This window comes from Streptomyces sp. NPDC055400 (assembly GCF_053644375.1).
This window is the reverse complement of the sequence record NZ_JBSHLM010000002.1, coordinates 786,484-805,065: the sequence shown is the minus strand read 5'-3', so window position 1 is coordinate 805,065 and position 18,582 is coordinate 786,484. Positions and strand designations below refer to the sequence as shown.

The 18,582-nt window shown below is 72.2% G+C and carries 18 protein-coding genes, 1 pseudogene and 1 riboswitch; of the genes and pseudogenes, 7 read left to right on the top strand and 12 right to left on the bottom strand.

The annotated features are described in order from the left end of the window. Positions 1 to 249 precede the first annotated feature (249 nt). Together ACWIGU_RS08090 and ACWIGU_RS08085 are read left to right on the top strand one after the other, a co-directional pair. Positions 250 to 1,131: an MBL fold metallo-hydrolase gene (locus ACWIGU_RS08090; protein ID WP_454398575.1), complete on the top strand. Its 882-nt coding sequence runs from the start codon at positions 250 to 252 to the stop codon at positions 1,129 to 1,131. A gap of 113 nt (positions 1,132 to 1,244) precedes the next feature. Continuing rightward, complete coding sequence (locus ACWIGU_RS08085) at positions 1,245 to 2,468, top strand: cytochrome P450 (RefSeq protein ID WP_454398573.1); 1,224 nt, start codon at positions 1,245 to 1,247, stop codon at positions 2,466 to 2,468. A gap of 130 nt (positions 2,469 to 2,598) precedes the next feature. Here the strand turns inward: ACWIGU_RS08085 and ACWIGU_RS08080 are convergent, their stop codons facing one another. The 3 genes from ACWIGU_RS08080 to ACWIGU_RS08070 all read right to left on the bottom strand — a co-directional run bounded on the left by ACWIGU_RS08080 (position 2,599) and on the right by ACWIGU_RS08070 (position 5,266). Beyond that, complete coding sequence (locus ACWIGU_RS08080; protein ID WP_454398571.1) at positions 2,599 to 3,330, bottom strand: hypothetical protein; 732 nt, start codon at positions 3,328 to 3,330, stop codon at positions 2,599 to 2,601. 91 nt (positions 3,331 to 3,421) lie between these two features. Continuing rightward, positions 3,422 to 4,129, bottom strand: a complete 708-nt coding sequence (locus ACWIGU_RS08075) for a YoaK family protein (RefSeq protein WP_454398569.1) — start codon at positions 4,127 to 4,129, stop codon at positions 3,422 to 3,424. Between the two features lie 42 nt (positions 4,130 to 4,171). Continuing rightward, positions 4,172 to 5,266 (bottom strand): HoxN/HupN/NixA family nickel/cobalt transporter, encoded by a 1,095-nt coding sequence (locus ACWIGU_RS08070; protein ID WP_454398567.1) that lies wholly within the window; start codon positions 5,264 to 5,266, stop codon positions 4,172 to 4,174. Positions 5,267 to 5,295: 29 nt separating this feature from the next. Further along, a riboswitch (cobalamin riboswitch) is annotated at positions 5,296 to 5,519 on the bottom strand. A gap of 89 nt (positions 5,520 to 5,608) precedes the next feature. On the opposite strand from ACWIGU_RS08070, the gene ACWIGU_RS08065 reads away from it, so the two are divergent. Beyond that, a complete protein-coding gene (locus tag ACWIGU_RS08065; RefSeq protein WP_100597286.1) occupies positions 5,609 to 5,971 on the top strand; it encodes an ArsR/SmtB family transcription factor in 363 nt (120 codons plus the stop codon). A gap of 35 nt (positions 5,972 to 6,006) precedes the next feature. Here the strand turns inward: ACWIGU_RS08065 and ACWIGU_RS08060 are convergent, their stop codons facing one another. The 3 genes from ACWIGU_RS08060 to rho are packed head-to-tail and all read right to left on the bottom strand — an operon-like array spanning position 6,007 to position 8,301. Further along, the gene (locus ACWIGU_RS08060; RefSeq protein WP_454398564.1) at positions 6,007 to 6,546 is read right to left on the bottom strand and encodes an inorganic diphosphatase; all 540 of its coding nucleotides are present in this window, start codon (positions 6,544 to 6,546) and stop codon (positions 6,007 to 6,009) included. 48 nt (positions 6,547 to 6,594) lie between these two features. Then, positions 6,595 to 7,083, bottom strand: a complete 489-nt coding sequence (locus ACWIGU_RS08055) for a GNAT family N-acetyltransferase (protein ID WP_454398562.1) — start codon at positions 7,081 to 7,083, stop codon at positions 6,595 to 6,597. A gap of 60 nt (positions 7,084 to 7,143) precedes the next feature. Further along, positions 7,144 to 8,301, bottom strand: a complete 1,158-nt coding sequence (gene rho, locus ACWIGU_RS08050) for a transcription termination factor Rho (protein WP_454398560.1) — start codon at positions 8,299 to 8,301, stop codon at positions 7,144 to 7,146. A gap of 411 nt (positions 8,302 to 8,712) precedes the next feature. Here rho and ACWIGU_RS08045 point away from each other — a divergent pair, with 411 nt between their 5' ends. After that, positions 8,713 to 9,438, top strand: coding sequence for a class I SAM-dependent methyltransferase (locus ACWIGU_RS08045; protein ID WP_454398558.1), 726 nt, complete (start codon positions 8,713 to 8,715; stop codon positions 9,436 to 9,438). On the opposite strand, the gene ACWIGU_RS08040 is transcribed toward ACWIGU_RS08045, so the two are convergent. Continuing rightward, positions 9,435 to 9,917: a YybH family protein gene (locus ACWIGU_RS08040; protein WP_454398556.1), complete on the bottom strand. Its 483-nt coding sequence runs from the start codon at positions 9,915 to 9,917 to the stop codon at positions 9,435 to 9,437. The genes ACWIGU_RS08045 and ACWIGU_RS08040 overlap by 4 nt on opposite strands. 146 nt (positions 9,918 to 10,063) lie before the next feature. Then, a complete protein-coding gene (locus tag ACWIGU_RS08035) occupies positions 10,064 to 11,290 on the bottom strand; it encodes an alpha/beta hydrolase (RefSeq protein ID WP_454398554.1) in 1,227 nt (408 codons plus the stop codon). 157 nt (positions 11,291 to 11,447) lie between these two features. Between ACWIGU_RS08035 and ACWIGU_RS08030 the strand changes: the two genes are divergently transcribed. Then, complete coding sequence (locus tag ACWIGU_RS08030) at positions 11,448 to 13,187, top strand: phosphatidylglycerol lysyltransferase domain-containing protein (RefSeq protein WP_454398552.1); 1,740 nt, start codon at positions 11,448 to 11,450, stop codon at positions 13,185 to 13,187. Here the strand turns inward: ACWIGU_RS08030 and ACWIGU_RS08025 are convergent. Further along, positions 13,174 to 14,463: a hypothetical protein gene (locus ACWIGU_RS08025; protein WP_454398647.1), complete on the bottom strand. Its 1,290-nt coding sequence runs from the start codon at positions 14,461 to 14,463 to the stop codon at positions 13,174 to 13,176. The genes ACWIGU_RS08030 and ACWIGU_RS08025 overlap by 14 nt on opposite strands. 223 nt (positions 14,464 to 14,686) lie before the next feature. Between ACWIGU_RS08025 and ACWIGU_RS08020 the strand changes: the two genes are divergently transcribed. Both ACWIGU_RS08020 and ACWIGU_RS08015 read left to right on the top strand, forming a co-directional pair. Then, positions 14,687 to 15,919: a molybdopterin-dependent oxidoreductase gene (locus ACWIGU_RS08020; RefSeq protein ID WP_454398550.1), complete on the top strand. Its 1,233-nt coding sequence runs from the start codon at positions 14,687 to 14,689 to the stop codon at positions 15,917 to 15,919. Beyond that, positions 15,919 to 16,473 (top strand): hypothetical protein, encoded by a 555-nt coding sequence (locus tag ACWIGU_RS08015; RefSeq protein ID WP_454398549.1) that lies wholly within the window; start codon positions 15,919 to 15,921, stop codon positions 16,471 to 16,473. Before ACWIGU_RS08020 ends, ACWIGU_RS08015 begins: the two co-directional genes overlap by 1 nt. On the opposite strand, the pseudogene ACWIGU_RS08010 reads toward ACWIGU_RS08015, so the two are convergent. The 3 genes and pseudogenes from ACWIGU_RS08010 to ACWIGU_RS08000 form a co-directional block, all read right to left on the bottom strand. Next, positions 16,431 to 17,081, bottom strand: a pseudogene (locus ACWIGU_RS08010) (methyltransferase domain-containing protein); the annotation flags it as partial. The gene ACWIGU_RS08015 and the pseudogene ACWIGU_RS08010 sit on opposite strands and share 43 nt — an antisense overlap. Further along, the gene (locus tag ACWIGU_RS08005) at positions 17,078 to 17,746 is read right to left on the bottom strand and encodes a TIGR04282 family arsenosugar biosynthesis glycosyltransferase (protein ID WP_454398547.1); all 669 of its coding nucleotides are present in this window, start codon (positions 17,744 to 17,746) and stop codon (positions 17,078 to 17,080) included. The pseudogene ACWIGU_RS08010 and the gene ACWIGU_RS08005, both read right to left, overlap by 4 nt. Further along, a complete protein-coding gene (locus tag ACWIGU_RS08000; protein WP_454398545.1) occupies positions 17,743 to 18,477 on the bottom strand; it encodes a glycosyltransferase family 2 protein in 735 nt (244 codons plus the stop codon). The genes ACWIGU_RS08005 and ACWIGU_RS08000 overlap by 4 nt, the downstream gene beginning before the upstream one ends. Between the last annotated feature and the right edge of the window lie 105 nt (positions 18,478 to 18,582).

The following is an 18,582-nucleotide window of genomic DNA, read 5'->3' as shown; positions in this document are numbered from 1 at the left end:
TGCCCGAGAGGGGGCGCAAGGATGTGACGTACTACCCCACTACGGAGAAATGTCCGAAATGACCGAGTGGGGGGCTCCCTGCGGGCCACCACGCGCCCCCCCTCCCCTACTACCACCCCTAGTATGTGACCTGGCTCCTATGGGCCGCCTCACAGACCCGGCCCCCTCCGCGTTACCCACGTCACGCCTCCAGCCCGGCCCGAAGGCCAGGATGATGCCCTCGGAAGGTGACTCTCTTAAGGAGGCGGAATGGGTGGAACCGCGCGGCAGGTCGACTTCGTGACCGAGGGGCCCGAGCCGCACACGCTGGGTGTCCGCTGGATCCATGGGTCGGCGTCGGCGAAGCACAACACCGACCCGGACATCCAGGTGCACGCCTATGACGAGCACACGGTCGTCCTGCGGCAGAACATGGCCGTGCACTACGAGGCGCCGTTCCTGTTTCTGCTGTTCGGCAACGCACGCGCCGTACTCATCGACACGGGAGCCACCGCGTCCGCCCAGTACTTTCCCCTGCGCCGGGTCGTCGACGGGCTCATCGAGGACTGGCTGGCCGAGCACCCCAGGGACGCGTACGAACTCCTTGTCCTGCATACGCACGCCCATGGGGACCATGTCGCGGGAGACGTCCAGTTCGCCGACCGGCCCCACACACGCGTCGTCGGGGCGGATCGTGACAGTGCCTGGGAGTTCTTCGGGTTCGCGGACGACGAGGGCCGGGTGGCCCGCGTCGACCTGGGCGGCCGGGTGCTGGAGTGCCTGGCCACACCGGGCCACCATGCGGCGGCCGTCACCTACTACGACCCGCACACGGGTTTTCTGCTCACCGGCGACACGGTGTATCCCGGACGGCTGTACGTCGAGGACTGGGCGGCGTTCACCGAGTCCATCGACCGCATGGTCGAGTTCGCGGGCACCCGTACGGTCACCCACATCCTGGGCTGCCACATCGAGATGAGCAGCAAGCCGGGTGTCGACTATCCGGTCCTGACAACCTGTCAGCCGGACGAGCCGCCGCTGGAGATGACGGTCGGGCAACTGCGGGACATCCGCCGCGCGATCGAGGAAATCGGTGACCGGCCCGGCCGGCACGTCTTCCCCGACTTCATCATCTGCCGCTCGGACGACTGAGTGCCCCGGCCTGGCACGTCGGCGGTCACCAAGATCCCCGAGGGGGGTCTGTCTCCGCCGACGGATGATCAATAACCTGGTGGGCGTTGCCTGTTACTGACCGAGGGAGCTTCATGTCCACCGCACAGGTCCCCGACATACTGTCGCCGGAGTTCGCCGAGAATCCGTACCCGGCCTACGCGGCCATGCGTGAGCACGCTCCGCTCATCTGGCACGAGGCCACGCAGAGTTACGTCATCTCGCGGTACGCCGATGTCGAGCGCGTCTTCAAGGACAAGGAGTCGCAGTTCACGACCGACAACTACAACTGGCAGATCGAGCCCGTCCACGGCAGGACGATCCTCCAGCTCAGCGGGCGTGAGCACGCGGTCCGCCGGGCCCTCGTCGCACCGGCGTTCCGCGGCAGCGACCTCCAGGAGAAGTTCCTGCCCGTCATCGAGCGCAACTCCCGTGAACTGATCGACACGTTCCGCGCCACCGGCTCCGTGGACCTCGTGGACGCCTACGCCACCCGCTTCCCCGTCAACGTGATCGCCGACATGCTGGGCCTCGACAAGGCAGACCACGCGCGGTTCCACGGCTGGTACACCACCGTCATCGCGTTCCTCGGCAACCTGTCCGGCGACAAGGACGTCGCGGCGGCCGGTGAGCGCACCCGCGTCGAGTTCGCCGAGTACATGATCCCGGTCATCCGGCAGCGCCGGGACAATCTCGGCGACGACCTGCTCTCCTCGCTCTGCGCCGCCGAGGTCGACGGCGTCCGCATGAGCGACGAGGACATCAAGGCGTTCTGCAGCCTGCTCCTCGCGGCGGGCGGCGAGACCACCGACAAGGCCATCGCCAGCATCTTCGCCAACCTGCTCACCCACCCGAAGCAGCTCGACGCCGTCCGCGAGGACCGCTCGCTGATCGCCCGCGCCTTCGCCGAGACGCTGCGCTACACCCCGCCGGTCCACATGATCATGCGCCAGTCGGCGACCGACGTGGAGGTGAGCGGCGGCACGATCCCCGCGGGAGCGACCGTCACCTGTCTGATCGGCGCCGCCAACCGCGACGCGGACCGCTACGCGGAGCCCGACCGCTTCGACATCTTCCGCGAGGACCTCACCGCGACGACCGCGTTCTCGGCGGCGGCCGACCATCTCTCTTTCGCGCTCGGCCGGCACTTCTGCGTCGGCGCGCTGCTCGCCAGGGCCGAGGTCGAGATCGGGGTCGGCCAGCTCCTCGACGCGATGCCCGAACTGCGGCTCGCCGACGGCTTCGACCCGGTGGAACAAGGGGTGTTCACCCGCGGCCCGCAGTCCCTGCCGGTGCGGTTCACCCCCGTCGCGGCCTGAACCGCGGTGCTGGGAACGGCAGTTGACAGGTCTCGTGATGAAGGTGACTGTCGGCAACGCGCGGTTGGTCGGCGCTTCGACGGACGTACGGCGCGCCTGCCTCGGACGTGACGGTTGGCGGATGGACCGGTCAGTCCTCGCGCGGGGCGCGCGTCCTGCGCCACAGCAGGTAGCCGGCGCCGCCCGTGAGCGCCGCGCCGAAGCCGATCCTGCCCAGGTCCACGCCGCCGCCGGCGGTGCTGCCGACTCCGGCGCGTGCGCCGCGGTAGCCGTCGCGGTTCACGTTCATCGGGGTGCTCCACTGCCTGCCGTCGGGGCACGCTCCCTGCACGGACACCTGCGAGCTGGACTCGGCCCCGACGGCGAGGCGTGCCGTGCCCCGGTACTGCGTGCGGCCGTCCTGCCCGATCCCGCCGCCCAGCTGGGGGAGCGTGACGGAGCCGCCGGCGAAGGCCTGGGAGCGGGCCGTGATGGAGCCCCGCCCGCCGCGGGCGCAGTAGACCGTGATCTCGGCGGTGGACGAGGCCCCCACCACCGCGGACGGCGAGAGGCGTGCCTCCGCGTAGGACTCGCCGTCCGACGAGCCCCGGTCGCGGGTTCCGCCGTCCGGGCCTCCGTCGCGGGTTCCGCCGTCCGGTCCTCGGTCGCGGGTTCCGCCGTCCGGGCCCAGGTCGCGGGTCTCGTCGTCCGAGTCGGCTCGGGTCAAGGGGTCGGTCCGGCCCACCGAGTCGGTCCGGCTCACCTCGTCGGGTGCGGTCACCGAGGCGGGCGCCTTGACGGGCTCGTGTGCGCTCACGGACCCGGGCGCGAGCGCGGTCAGGCAGGCGGTTGTCGTGATGACGGTGGCTATCGGGCAGAACATGAGGCGTCTCCGGTCCCTGTGCCGCAGCGGCAGGGGGAGCTGCGGTCCTGGTCAGGACGCTAGTGAGCCCGGGCGGGCGGCGCCCGCAGGACTAGGCCGATCGGAGGTCGTCCCCGTCGGCGGCCGGTTCGCGATATCCGGCCGCGGCGGCCGCCACGAGCAGGGTGCAGACGAGGAGCGGCCAGCCGAGACCGTGGTGCAGCACGAGCAGCGCGCCGAGCGCGGCGCCCACCAGCATGGCCACCACGGAGACGATCCGGCGCCCCGCTCGCGGATCGGTGCCGCCCGCGAGCGAGGACTCCGAGGCGAGCCCGGTCAGCGTCATCGTGAGGACCGTCGTGGTCATGTCCGGGACCGCGAGCTTGCGCACCGTCGCGTTGCGCAGCCCCATCGCCCACGCGAGGACCGCGATGAGCGCGTACACAGCCCCGCCCGGCCACGCGAACGCGACGGCCGTCGCCACGGCGAGCAGGACGGCCTCGGTGACGAACACCGACCGCACCCAGGTCTCCCGCGCCCGCCCGGCGAACACCCCGGTCAGCCGCCCGGCGCACACGGCCCCCGCGAGGAACGCGCCGAGGGAGGTGACCGACCCGAGGACGGAGAACCCGGGAGCGCCCGCGGCGGCGAAGCCGATGATGATGACGTTGCCGGTCATGTTCGCCGCGAAGACGCGGCCGAGGCCCAGATAGCTGACCGCGTCGACGAAGCCGCTCACGACCGTGAGGACCGTGAGGGCCGCGGGAAGGGCGGACCTGCGTGGCACGGGCGCCGCTGGTGGAACGCTGGCTTCACTCACGCGCACGACCATACGGAGTCCCGGTCCCGGCGGCCCGCCGGATCACGTCCGCACGGCCCACCGTTCCTCGACCTTCGCGAGCCGCCAGTACCCGATGGCGGCCGCCCAGACGACGACGAACAGGCCCACGATGATGAACCCGACGTTGTCCAGGTCGAGCTCCGCTATCCAGCCGGTCACCGAGTCCCGCAGGCCGAGCTTGTCGTGCAGGACGCCCACGAGCTCGATGGTGCCGATCAGGAACGCGACGGCGATCGACAGGCCGGTGATGGCCAGGTTGTAGAACACCTTGCGCACCGGGTTCGAGAACGCCCACTGGTACGCGAAGTTCATGAACGTCCCGTCCAGGGTGTCGAACAGGCTCATACCGGCGGCGAACAGGAGCGGCAGGCACAGGATCGCGTACCAGGGCAGTCCGGCCGCCGCGCCGCTGCCCGCCATCACCATCAGCGTGACCTCGGTCGCCGTGTCGAAGCCGAGGCCGAAGAGGAAGCCGAGGGGGAACATCTGGCCGGGCCGGGTGATGGACTTGGTGAACCGGCCGAGGATCCGGTTCATGAACCCCCGTGAATCCAGGTGCTGTTCGAGCTCCGCCTCGTCGTACGAGCCCGCGCGCATGGCCCGGAACACCCGCAGGATCCCCACCAGGGCGACGAGGTTGAGCGCCGCGATGAGGTAGAGGAAGGAGCCGGAGATCGTGGTGCCCATGACGCCGAGCGTCTGATGGGTGGCGGACCCCTCGTTCATGATCCGCCCGGCGAGCTGGGTGCCGCCGGCGATCAGCGCGGCGAGCACGACCACGACGCTGGAGTGGCCGAGCGCGAACCAGAACCCCACCGACACCGGGCGCTTGCCGTCGGCCATCAGCTTGCGGGTGGTGTTGTCGATCGCGGCGATGTGGTCCGCGTCGAACGCGTGCCGCATGCCCAGCGTGTACGCGGTGACGCCGAGGCCGATGCCGAAAGCCTTCGACCCCACCTCGTAGTGCTCCGGCACGACGAGCAGGAACAGCACGCCGAACGCGACGACATGGAGTGCGGCGATCACCGCGAGGAGCCCGGCGGTGCGGACGGTGTCCTCGCGCCGCCAGTGGAACGCGTCGCGTCCGGTCGCCGGGGACTTTACGGGCAGGGCCATGCGGTCACGCTCCAACACCTCGTGGAATCACTTCGTGAGATGCCGTGGCCGGTCTCCTGGCTGACGGGTGTCCGCGTCCGCTCCTGCCTTCCCAGCTGCGCGCGGCAGCCAGTGGCGTGGTGGGGCGAGGCGTCCCGGATCGTCTCGTTGCCGAGGGACCCGGGGCCCGATCACAGTGGCGAGGGCCGCTTCGGTCTGGGTCCTTTGAGGGACCGTCACCGAATTCCCGAGCACCACGGCCCGCCCACACTAGAGGCCGGTCGGCGACGCCTGCAAGGCTGCACAGCTGCGTAGGTGTGCGCGGGTATTCAAGATCACATCGGTGGCTGCGAGGATGGCGCCATGCATCTCGTCCCTGCCGAGCGCGCCGACCGCCGCACGATCGACGGCCACCGGGTCTGCGAAGCCATCGCCGCCATCGGTGAGCCCGGACATGTCCGCGCCTGGGCCGACCGGTTCTCCCTGCTCGCCGATCCCCGCCGCCTCGCACTGCTCCTCGCGCTGTACCGGGCGGGACCCCTGGCCGTGTCGGATCTCGCCGTCGCGACGGGCATGAACGACCCGGCGGTCTCGCAGGCGCTGCGGCTGCTGCGCGCGGCCGGAGTGGTCGAGGGGGAGAAGGAGGGCAGGATCGTGCGCTACCGCGTCGTCGACGCGGCGACCGCGGACCTTCTCGAGCACTGCGCGACGGACGGCGCGCACTGACACGTGCGCGCCGTCGTGGCCGGCTCCTCTGTCCTTCAGTCCTGTCGGCCGTCGGCCCGGCGGCGCGCGGCGGCGATCTCCGCGTACGTGAGGTCGCGCCCCTCCCAGTGCGAGCCCTCGGCGGACTTGCCGGGCTCCAGATCCTTGTAGACCTCGAAGAAGTGCGTGATCTCCAGGCGGTCGAACTCGGGGATGTCCTCGATGTCCTGCACGGAGGTATGGCGCGGATCGTGCGCGGGCACGCACAGGACCTTCTCGTCCATGCCCTTCTCGTCCCGCATCACGAACATGCCGATGGCGCGGCACTCGACGGTGCAGCCGGGGAACGTCGGATCGCCCACCAGGACGAGCGCGTCGAGCGGATCGCCGTCCCGCCCGAGCGTGCCCTCGATGTATCCGTAGTCCGCGGGGTACTGGGTGGAGGTGAACAGCATCCGGTCGAGCCTGATCCGGCCGACGGAATGGTCCATCTCGTACTTGTTGCGGGAGCCTTGGGGGATCTCCACGGTGACGTCGAACGCGTGGACCGCGTCGGTGCCGTGGGCTGCGTCGGTGTGTCGGACCTCGTTGTCCAAGCCGGCCTCCTCGTCCACCCCGAGTGTCCCCCCGGGAGCGCGGGCGCGTCAGCCGATCGGGAACTCCAATTCGGGCCTGTCCCACATCACGGCGGGCGGGCTGGCGGCGACCGTGCCGGTGGGTACGGCTCCCGCGCTGCGGTAGAAGCCCTCGGCGGGCGGGTGCGAGACCACGCGGACCGAGGTGAGTCCTGCCGCGCGCGCCTCGTCCTTCATATGGGTGACGAGCAGCCGCCCGATGCCGAGTCCCTGCGCCGCGTCGGCGACGAACATCAGGTCGAGCTCCGGCGGCACCAGCGTGAGCGCGTAGAAACCGAGCACCAGGTCATCGGCGCCGACCGCGGCGAAGACGCGATGGGCCTCGATGTAGTCGGGCCCCACCCGGTAGCCGGCCACCATCGACGCGTACGGGGCCTCGTAGGCGCGTGACGTGCGGACGAGCCGGGTCAGCCGCTTGGCGTCACGGGCGGTCGCCCGGCGCACCCGGACCGTCCCGCCGTCCCCCGCGCTTCCCGCAGCAGTAATGCTCGAAGTCATGGTGAGAGTATTACGCATTCTGCCGCGCCGATCGACCCGGGACGGTGCGTGCCGGGCGTCTCACGCGGTGGGAACGGTGGACTGCACCTGCCGCAGGAACGTCGCGTTGTCCGGTGTCTGCCGGATCCGCTCGACGAGCGTCTCGAGCCCCGCGTGTCCGTCCCGCGACTGAAGCGCCCGCCGCAGACCGCGTACGACCGCCAACTCGGCCTCAGGCAGGAGGAGTTCATCGCGACGCGTGCCGGACTGGGTGAGGTCGACGGCGGGGTGGATCCGGCGCTCGGCGAGGCCGCGGTCGAGGCGGATCTCCATGTTGCCCGTGCTCTTGAGCTCCTCGAAGAAGTAGTCGTCGGCGCGGGAGCCGGTGTCGACGAGCGCGGTGGCGAGGATGGTGAGCGAGCCGCCCTCCTCGGCGAGCCTCGCCGCGCCGAAGAACCGCTTGGGGCCGATCAGCGCGGAGGCGTCGACACCGCCGCTGAGCGTACGGCCGCCGGACGAGGCCGTGTTGTTGTGGGCGCGGCACAGGCGCGTCAGGGAGTCCAGGAGAATGACGACGTCACGGCCGTCCTCGACGAGCCGCTTGGCGCGCTCGACGGCGAGTTCGGCCAGCGCGATATGCGCCTTCGCGGGCTGGTCGAAGGTCGAGGCGAAGACCTCGCCGCGCACCGAGCGCCGCATGTCGGTGACCTCCTCCGGCCGTTCGTCGAGGAGCACCACCATCAGATGGGCCTCGGGGTGGTTCGTGGCGACGGACGCGGCGAGCTGCTGGAGCAGCACCGTCTTGCCGGTCTTGGGCGGCGCCACGATCAGCCCGCGCTGCCCCTTGCCGATGGGGGTGAACAGGTCGACGACGCGGGGTGTCACGCCGCCCTTCGCGGTTTCGAGGCGCAGCTGCTGCCGCGGGTGCAGGGGAGTGAGGTCACCGAACCGGGGCCGCCCGCGCAGCTCCTGGACGGGGCACCCGTTGACCTGCCCGACCTCGGCGAGGACGCGCGGCCTGCCGCAGGTCCCCTGGATCAAGTCGCCTTTGCGCAGGCCGAGTCGGCGGATCAGGGTGGTCGGAACCTGGACGTCGTGCGACGTCGGCAGGAGGTCGGCGAGGCGCAGGAACCCGGGCCCGTTGCCCGAGGTGTCGAGGACGCCCGCGGCCTGGACCGCGACCTCCTTCGGCTGCGTCGTGAACGCCTTTGTGGTGGGGGGTTCGAGTGTGGTGGTCATCGGAATCGGTCCTTTCGAGGACGTTCGTACGAGAGCATGAGTGAGGTGGGATCCGGCGGGATCGGGGCGGTGACTGCACGCCCCGCGAGGCGGGCGGGCGAAGAGGCCCGTGAAAGCCCTGAGAAGCCTGTGGCCGGGAAGAAGCGATGCGGGGTACGGCGCGTCGGCGCCGCCTGGCGCATCGCTGACATCGATTCGACGAATCCCGCTGTGGCGGCGATTCGGAGAGGGAGACTGGCACCGGCGCCGAAGAGGCGGCTAGCACATGTGCCATCCGCACTGTAACACCATGAGGGCGCCGTCCGGCAAGGGCTTACGTCACGGGCCGCGGTGCCGACCCGGCCCGGGAGCCCTGCTCGAACCCTCCACCACAGCCCCTGTGGCCCCGGGCGCGGCCTAAGCTGAGCCACGATGTTCGCACCCGAAGGCCCCACCGTCCGCGAGCTCGCCGTCCAGGCGCTGTCCTCCGTCGAGCACGGCTACGACCTGCTCGCCCCCAAGTTCGACCGCACGCCGTTCCGCACGCCCCGGTCGGTGCTCGCACCGGTCGCCCGTGCCCTGCGCCGCATGGGCCCCTTCGAGCGCGGACTCGACCTGTGCTGCGGGACCGGCGCGGGGTTCGGCGTGCTGCGGCAGGTGTGCCGCGAGCGGCCCGTCGGGGTCGACATCAGCGCGGGCATGCTCACGGCGGGCCGCGCGGCCCGCACGAGCGGCGCGGACCTGGTGCGCGCCGACGCCCTCGCGCTGCCCTTCGGGCCGGCCTTCGACCTGGTCGTCAGCTTCGGGGCGTTCGGCCACTTCCTGCCACGGCAGCGGCCCGCGCTGTTCGCCCAGGTCCACTCCGTACTGCGGCCGGGCGGACGCTTCGCGTTCCCGGTGCCGGCTCCGGCGCGGCCCGGCTCCCGCGGCTACTGGTCGATGCTGGCCTTCGACGGCGCGATGCGGGTCCGCAACGCGCTGTGGCGGCCACCCTTCGTCATGTACTACCGCGGCTTCCGCCTCGGCGATGTACGGAGCGAGCTGGTCGCGGCCGGTTTCGGCGTGGAGCTCCAGGCACTGCCCGAACTCGGCGAGCGCTCCGACGGCAGCCCCCGGTGCCGCCTCCTGCTGGCCACGAAGACCGGCGCGCTCCGCTAGGCGGTCTCGGGCGCCCCGCCCGCCTGCCGTACGTCCTCGTGGAGGTGCACGATCAGCCAGCGGCCGGCCGCGGGGTCCTTGCGCAGGACCGCCGTGTTCCGCAGCAGCTCGGGACGGAGCGGGGTGCCGTCCGGGCCGGGCGCGTACGCGACGCGCAGCCAGTAGCGCAGGACCGCCGTGTCACCGAAGACGTCGACGACCGGGTCGTACGGGCGAAGTCCGCTCCCCACGGGCCCGTCCCCGGACTCGGGCCGCTCGTCCCGCACCCGGTCCAGGTCCGGCTTGCCGAGCAGCAGCGGCTCGGTGGCCGGGTCCCAGATCGTCGCCTCCGGGTCGAGCCGGGCGTCGATCTGGGCGCGGTCCCCGGTGGCGTACGCCTCGTACATGCCGGTCACGACGGACCAGACGGCGGCCACGTCGCCGGGCGCCGCGCCCGGCCTGGCCAGTGCGGGGCGGGCGGACACGGCGGACTCGGGCATGAGGGCTGCTCCTGGTCGGACGGGGGAGGCGCGCCGGGCGACGCGGATGCCAGGCCACCGTAACCGGTCGTCGGTGACGGGTGACCGGTCGGGCCGGAGCGACAGGCAGGTGGGCGGGATACCGGCGCAGGCTCTGGACGCAGGCCCTAGGGGTGCGGCCGGCTCGCGGCCTGTGGCGTGGGCGGGCGGTGCGGTGAGGGCGTTGTGTCCTGCGGGAACGTCAGCTGGCCGCTCATCCACTGCATGGCCGGCGCGATCTCCCGCTGCCATGTCGTGAAGTGGTGGCTGCCGCGCGGCAGGATGATCCGGGCCGACGTCATGGGCGGCTTGACCGCGTGCAGGAACCTCATCGTGTCGCTGTAGTTTTTCTCGCCCGATTTGCTGCTGGCGGCGAGGACGGACACGCGCGGCAGGGGCAGGTTCTCCAGGCGCCAGAACAGGTCGTGCTCGCGCTGTCGCCGCGCGGCGTCGGGACCCGAGCCGAAGAGGCTGCCCGTCGTCAGGTCGTCGCCGATCCTGTAGTCCGCCGAGAGCGCGGCCGCCGACGTGTACACACCGGGGTGGCGCAGGGTGAGCTGGAGTGCGCACGTGCCGCCCGACGAGTATCCGAGGGCGCCCCACGCGCTCGGGTCGTGGCCCACGCGGTACGACTGCTTGAGCGCCTCCGGCAGGTCCTTCGTGAAGAACGTCTCGGCCCGCGGACCGCCCGGCACGTCCACGCACTCCGTGTCACGGGGCGGCGCGATCGTCGGGCGCACCATCACGACCACCGTCGGCTGCATCCGGTGCTCCCGCAGCAGCCGGTCCGCGGTCTGGGGGACCTGGAGATACCGGGCGAGGTTCATGATGCCGCCCGGGTAGCCGCTGATCGCGACCATCACGGGGAAGCGCTGGCGGTGGAACTGCTTCTGGAAGTACTGCGGCGGCAGAAACACGAAGGCCGGGTTCAGGGCCCGGCTGCGCCGTCCGACGATCTTGACCGACTCGACCCGGCCGACCTCCGCCGCGGGCCCGTGCGGAATCCCCTTCACCCGGTCGAGGCCCTGCGGCCCGGCAGGCTGCACCAGACGGCCGCGCACAGCGCCGACCGTGGTGTAGATGCCGCCGTGGCCTAGCGCCGTGACCTCGGCGGGCGCCTTGTCGACATGGCCGAGCAGCTCGTCCCACGAGCCGTAGAACTCGAAGTCCGTGTTCACGGCGACGGCGAACGCGGTGAGGATCGTGAGCTGGGTCGCGCCGATCACGCCGAGCCGGCCGAGCACGGCGGCGGGCCCGCGCCGGGCGAGCCGTGGCCACACCCAGACCGTGAGCGCCACACACACCAGGGCGGCCAGCACCGTCGCGTATTCGAGTGCCCGGCTCGTCAGGCCCATGGTTTCCTCAACTTTCAGCCGTCATGTGCGCTGTTCGGCAGTTTTCACCGGGAAAGAGGCGCGACGGCCGGGGAAGGTTTGCCGGCCACCGCGTTCTTACCGTGCTCCTGTGTCGCTCTTACTCCAGCGACGTGGAGCACTCCTACGCTCGGTCACTGTGAAACAACGCCCCGCCGCCGTGGCAGGTCACACGTGCCTGGTCATCGGAATTCTGGACATCGCGTCGGCGATCTCCCCGCACATGCAGGAGTCCCGCATAGAGCGCATCGCGCCCTACGTGCCGGGCCTCGCCGAGGAGGTGGCCCGCGCCGCCGCGCTCGCCGCGGGACTGCTGCTCGTGATGCTCGCCAGAGGTCTGCGCCGGCGTAAACGGCGCGCCTGGGAGGCGGCGGTGGGGCTGCTCGCGGTCAGCGCGCTCGTCCAGGGCGTGCGGCACCACGCCCTGATCCCCGCGACCGTCTCCGTCGTCCTGTGTGTCGCGCTCGTCGCCTACCGCGAGGAGTTCTACGCGCTCGGCGACCCGCGCGGCAGAACGCGCGCCCTGTGGAACCTCGTCGTCCTCGGCGGCAGCAGCTTCGGGCTCGGCCTGCTCGTCGTCGGTGTGCGCGCGAACCAGGAGGCGGGCCACGCCATCACTTTCGCCGACCGGGTCCAGGAGGTCGGCTACGGCCTGCTCGGTGCGTCAGGCCCCATCGCGTACAGGAGCCACCGGGCCGGCGACATCGTGTACTTCTCGCTGCTGGCGCTCGGCGTGGTCACCGCCGCCACCAGCGCCTATCTCGCCCTGCGGCCTGTGACCCTGCGCCCCGCCGACAGCGACGAACGGCTGCGCGCCCTGCTGGCCGACGAGGGGCGGCGCGACTCGCTCGGCTACTTCGCGCTGCGCGGCGACAAGCGTGTCCTCTTCTCGCCCTCGGGCAAGGCCGCCGTCGCCTACCGCGTGGTGTCCGGCGTCGCCCTGGCGGGGGGCGACCCCATCGGCGACTACGAGGCCTGGCCCGGCGCCATCAAGGAGTTCCTGCGGCAGTGCGCCCTGCACGCCTGGACTCCCGCCGTCATGGGGTGCAGCGAACTCGGCGGGCAGGTCTGGGTCCGCGAAGGCGGCCTCAGGGCCCTGGAGCTGGGCGACGAGGCCATCGTCGACTGTCAGGCCTTCAGCCTCTCGGGGCGCACCATGCGCAACGTCCGGCAGATGGTCAACCGCATCGAACGCGCCGGCTACAGCTGCCGCATGCGGCGCGTGAGCGAACTGCCCGACGAGGAGAAGAAGCGGTTGCGCGAGGCCGCAGCCGCGTGGCGGGGCAGCGCCACCGAACGCGGGTTCTCCATGGCGCTCGGCCGGTTCGGCGACCCCGACGACGGGGACTGCGTCGTCGTCACCGCCCACCAGGACGACGAGGCGGGCAACGACCGTGTGCGCGCCCTGCTCCACTTCGTGCCCTGGGGCGAGGACGGTCTCTCCCTCGACCTGATGCGCCGCGACCGCACGGCCGAGCCCGGCCTGAACGAACTTCTCATCGTGGCCGCCCTGCGCGGCGCCCCCGGGCTCGGGGTGCGCCGCATGTCGCTCAACTTCGCGGTGTTCCGGGCCGCTCTCGCGCGCGGCGAGCGCCTCGGCGCGGGACCGGTGCTGCGGGTGTGGCGGGGGCTGCTCGTGTTCCTGTCGCGCTGGTTCCAGATCGAGTCCCTGTACCGCTTCAACGCGAAGTTCTGCCCGGAGTGGGAGCCGCGCTTCGTCGTCTATCCGACGGTGCGCGACCTGCCGAGGATCAGCTGGGCCTGCCTCCAGGCGGAGGCGTTCGTCGTCCTGCCGCAGCCGGCGGAGCGGCTGAGGCAGCTGCTGCGGAACCGGCCCGACGCCCGAGAGGAGCAGCCGGTGAAGGTCACCACCCCGTGACCAGCAGGTGGTTGATCAGCAGGGCGAGCACGGCCTGCGCGGTCAGCCACCCGCGGCGCCACCGCTCGGGCAGCAGAGCGGTGGCCGCGAGGAGCCAGACGGCGAACGGGAGCCAGATACGTTCCGTCTCCGCTTTGCTCATGCCCGACAGATCGGCGGCCAGGAGGGCGAGCGCCGCGCCGAGGACGACAAGGGCGAGCCGCCCCTGCGGCTCCGCCCGGTCACGCAGGACATGTCCAGGCACCCGGCGCAGCCCCGCCGCCGTGGCAAGCCCGACGATCAGCACGGTGCACGCGAGGTTGCCCCACACCCAGTAGCCGTACGGCCGGATCCCGCCCGCACCCTGGTAGTAACGCTCCGTCAGCAGGCGGTACGCCTCCCACCAGTTGAACCCGACGAGCGTGAACGCGACGGGCACGACGGCCGCTCCCACGGCGAACAGCGGCAGCGGCCGCACGGTCCGCGCCGTGAGCAGCACGGCCGCCGCGACGAGGGCGATCAGCGTCAGCCCGTACGACAGATAGCAGGTGAGCCCGAACAGCAGTCCGCTGCCGAGGGCCGCCCAGCGGCTGCCGCGGGTGGCCGCCACCGCCAGGAGCGCCACCGACCACGCGGCGACCGCCGCGAAGTAGCCGTCGGCCGATGTGCCGGTCCAGACCGCGGCCGGCGCGAGCGCCAGGAACGGAGCGGCGCGCCGCGCCGTCCGCTCGTCGGCGAGCGCGCGGACGGTGACGAGGACGGCGAGCGCCGCCGTGCACCCCACCGTGATGCACCACACCCCGGCCCACGCACCCCCGCCGAGCCCGATCCGGTCCAGGCCCACGAAGGTCAGGGTCGCCGCGGGCGGATGCCCCGCGACATGGGGAGGCCAGTGGCCGGGGGACTGCAGCAGGATGTGGCGCGTGAAATCCCGCAGCGTCGCGCCGACGTCGTCGAACCGGTCGATGACCCGCAGATACTCGTACGAGGTGGTGAGGCGCCCGGCGATGCCCCGCTGCCAGCCGTCGATCAGCGCGAGCGAGAACGTCCACGCCGCCGACGCGGCCCACACGGCGGGCAGCAGCAGCCGCCACCGCAGCCGGGCGGCCACCACCGGCCCGTACGCGACGACCAGTACGGCGACCGAGATCGCCGCCGGGGTCCCGGGGCTTACGTGTGGTTCCCAATGGGCGTACAAGGGAGCCCAGTTGACGTGCAGAGTGCCGTAGTGGTCCTCGATGTACCGGCCCACGAGGACGGCCGCCGTGACCAGGGCCACCGCGGCAGCGGCGGCCATCAGGTCACGGCGCGTCCCGGTGGAGGGCGGCGCGGTGCTGGGGGCGGCGGGGGGAGCTTCGACCTTCACATCCGGAACGCTAAGCGCCCGCACCGCCGATCGGTCGGCACCGCGGGGCGGCGTCACCGAACCGTCAGATCTTCCTGCGCCGATCGGCGGCCTGTGCGCAATACGGTCGGAACAGGTCGGCGGGCCCCCGCCGCGCAGAGCCTGAAGGAACCACATGGGCGACTTCCCCCGCACTCTCCCCGATCCGTGGCGCAGCCCCCTGCGCGGCCCCCGCTTCACCGCGGTACTCGGCCTCGTCCTGCTCGTCGGGATCACCCTGCTCTTCGTGACCGGCCTCCTGTCCTACGCCGCGTACAACCCGAACCTCGCGGCGGTCAACGACAAGACGCCCGGCAAGGGGCTGCTCGGCTTCTATCTGTTCTCCTGGCCCACCGACCCGCACTGGCTGTACCGCCTCACCCAGGGACTGCACGTCACCGTGGGCATCACGCTCGTGCCCGTGCTGCTCGCCAAGCTGTGGTCGGTGGTGCCCAAACTGTTCGAGCTGCCACCCGTACGCTCCATCGGCCACGCCCTGGAGCGTCTCTCGCTGCTCCTGCTCGTGGGCGGCGCGCTCTTCGAGTTCGTGACCGGCATCCTCAACGTGCAGCTCGACTACCTGTTCCCCGGCTCCTTCTACACGCTGCACTTCTACGGCGCCTGGGTGTTCATCGGTGCGTTCATCGTGCACGCCGTGCTGCGTGTACCGCAGGCGCTGCGTGTGCTGCGCGAGCGCAGGGCCGGCCTGCCCGAGACGGGGGACCTGGTGGCGGCGAGGCCCGCCGAGCCCACCGTGTCGCGGCGCGGGGCGCTCGCCATGGTCGGCGGGGGATCCCTCCTGCTGCTCGTCACGACGGCCGGCCAGAGCATCGGCGGGGCGTGGCGCCGCACCGCTCTGTTCGCCCCGCACGGCGGCGCCGACCCGGGCACGGGCCCGGGACGCTTCCAGATCAACAAGACCGCCGCAGTGGCGGGCATCCGTACCGCCGACACGGGTGAGCCGTGGCGGCTCGTGGTCACCGGTCCGCAAGGCACCGTCCACCGGCTCACCCGTGACGATCTCCTCCGGCTCCCGCAGCACACCTCGTCGTTGCCCATCGCCTGCGTCGAAGGCTGGTCCACGGACGACCTGCAGTGGAGCGGCGTACGGCTGCGCGACCTCGCCGTCCTCGCCGGGACCGACGGCGACACCGACGTATTCGTCGAATCCCTGCAACAGCGCGGCGCGTTCCGCAAGGCGGCCCTGCGGCACAACCAGGTCCAGGACCCGCGCTCCCTGCTGGCCCTGCGCGTCAACGGAGCCGACCTCACCGCCGACCACGGCTACCCGGCCCGCGTCATCGTCCCCGCGGCGCCGGGCGTCCTGAACACGAAGTGGGTCGCCCGCATGACGTTCGGAGCGCTGTGATGAACCGACTGAGCCGTTGGTACGGCGAGAGCCCGCTGCAACTCCTGCTCCTGGCAGCCTCGTTCGCCCTCGCGGGATACGCGGGCGTGCGGCTGCTCCAAGGCGACGTGTGGGCCGTGGTGATCTGGTTCGTCGGCGCGGCCCTCGTCCACGACCTGCTGCTCGTGCCGGTGTACTCGCTCGCCGACCGCGCGGCGCAGACGGCGCTCGGCGACCGGAGCCGCACGGCGATGATCTACGTGCGCGTCCCCGCGTTCCTGTCAGGGCTGCTGTTCCTGGTGTGGTTCCCGCTGATCACGCGGGCGCGGGAGGACCACTACGTCCTCGTGACGGGGCATTCGGGGGACGCGTTCCTGCCGCGGTGGCTGCTGGTCACGGCAGCGCTGTTCGCCGCGTCGGCCCTGTGGTTCGTGTCCGTTACGTTCCTTGCTCCCGCGTCGCCCTGGAGGCAGGCGCGCAGGGCGCGCCGTGAGGAACGGGCGCGGGCGCGGGAGCGCGAACGGGAGCGTCAGCGGCGCAAGGAGACGAAGGAACGCCCGCCGTCGGACCACTGAGCGACCGGCCGCCAGCCGAGTGGGCGCGCGTCGCGCAGCAGCGCGCGCGTGCCCACCCGGGCCCAGGGGAACAGCGAGCCCGCGGCGCCCTGTCCGTCGTCCACCCGCACCTCCATCCGCTCGTCTATGTCGAGCGGTGCCGTCTCCGCGATCAACAGCCCCCCTGGGGCGATGAGTTCGGCGGCACGGGACAGCAGGGCCCGGGGGTCGCCGCCGATCCCGATGTTGCCGTCGAGGAGGAGCGCCGTCCCCCAACGGCCCTCGCCGGGCAGGGGGTCGAAGACGGACCGCTGCAGAGCGGCGCCGCCGAGGCGGACCGTCCGCGCGACCGCGGCCTCGCTCACGTCGATGCCGAGCGCGCGGTGCCTTGCCGCGGCGAGCGCGGCGACGATGCGGCCGGGGCCGCAGCCGATGTCGAGGACCGCGCCCTCGCAGCGGCGCAGCGCCGAGAGGTCGGCCGTGTCGGCGACCGCGCACCAGCGCTCCACCTCGAGCGGCAGCAGCCATCCGTCGGCGCGCCGCAGGAAGAGGGGGCCGCGCTCGTTGCGCAGGGCGTCGGTGTAGGGATCCGAACACCAGGCCGGTGCCGCCTCGCGCGTCGAGGTCATGAGCGGACCGCCCGCGTCAGCCGCGCGTGCTCGGCGGCGAACCGCCCGTCCGGCGCGTCGGCCGCCACCAGGGCGGCGTCGTGAGCGGTGTCGACGTCCCGCAGCACCGGCAGGTCCCGTACGCGCAGCCCGGCATCCGTGAGCCGGGCCCGCTGGGCCGCACCCGTGCGCGCCGTCGACATCGGCACACCCCGCAGCAGCTCCGGGTCGGGCTCGGCGAGCCCGAGCGCCCAGAACCCGCCGTCGTCGGCGGGCCCGAACCATGCGTCGCAGCCCCGCCAGGCGTCGGGCCCGAGCGCGGGAGCGAGCAGCGTGGGCGTCACCTGAGGCGTGTCCATCCCGATCAGGACGGCCGGCCCGGTACACCCGGCGAACGCCGCCGCGAGCCGCTCGTCCAGGCCGCCGTCGCACTGCGGGACCACGTCGATCCCGGGCGGGAGCCACGCTCCGGGCGCCCCGTCGAGCACCAGCACGCGACGCCGTGCGGGCGTGGCGAGCGCTGTGTGGAGTGTGTCGACGAGCGAGGCCTCGGCCAGGCGCGCGGCCTCCTCGGGCGTGAACGGCGGCGTGAGCCGCGTCTTGACCCGCCCCGGCACAGGGGACTTGGCGATGACGAGGAGCGTGGTGTCGTGCCGACGCGCCGCGGGCGATCCGTCGGCGCTCACCGCGACGCCGCCTCTCCGCGCGCGGGGTGTGCCGTCCGCGGCTTCTCCGCGAGGACCCCGCGCATGTCGCGTACCGCCTGCCAGGTGCCCCGCCAGGTGCCCGTGACCTTGGACTTTCCCGTACGGGGCCGGTAGGGCACCGGGCGCTCCTCGATGTGCCAGCCCGCGTCGGCGGCCCGGACGACCATCTGGAGGGGGTAGCCGCTACGGCGGTCCGTGAGGTCGAGGCCGAGGAGGGACGTGCGGCGCGCGGCCCGCAGGGGGCCCAAGTCGTGCAGCCGCAGCCCGGTGCGCCGGCGCAGCATCCCCGCCAGCGCGAGGTTCCCGGCGCGCGCGTGCACGGGGAAGGCGCCACGGCCCTGCGGCCTGCGCCGGCCGAGCACGAGATCGGCCCGGCCCTCGACGACGTCCTCGACGAACGTCGCCAGGAGCGCCGGATCGAGCGACGCGTCGCAGTCGCAGAAGCAGACCACTTCCGCGTCGGACGCCAGCAGGCCCGCGTGGCAGGCGGCTCCGAAGCCGCGCCGGGGCTCGGTCACCACGGTCGCGCCCAGGGAACGGGCGATGTCGGGGGAGCCGTCGGTGGACCCGTTGTCCACGACGAGTGCCCGCCAGCCGTCCGGGATGCGGGCCAGCACCCACGGCAGCGCGGCGGCCTCGTCGAGGCAGGGCAGCACGACATCGACCGAGGGGGCCAGGTCGCGGAGGGAGGGGAAGTCAGGGGGGATCACAGTGTCACCCTACGAATCCAAACCGGACATTTAGGCCCTCAGTTCCTTACGAAACGCGGACGTCGGACGCGGACGGCCCCTCCGGTGACTCCGATCGGAGTCACC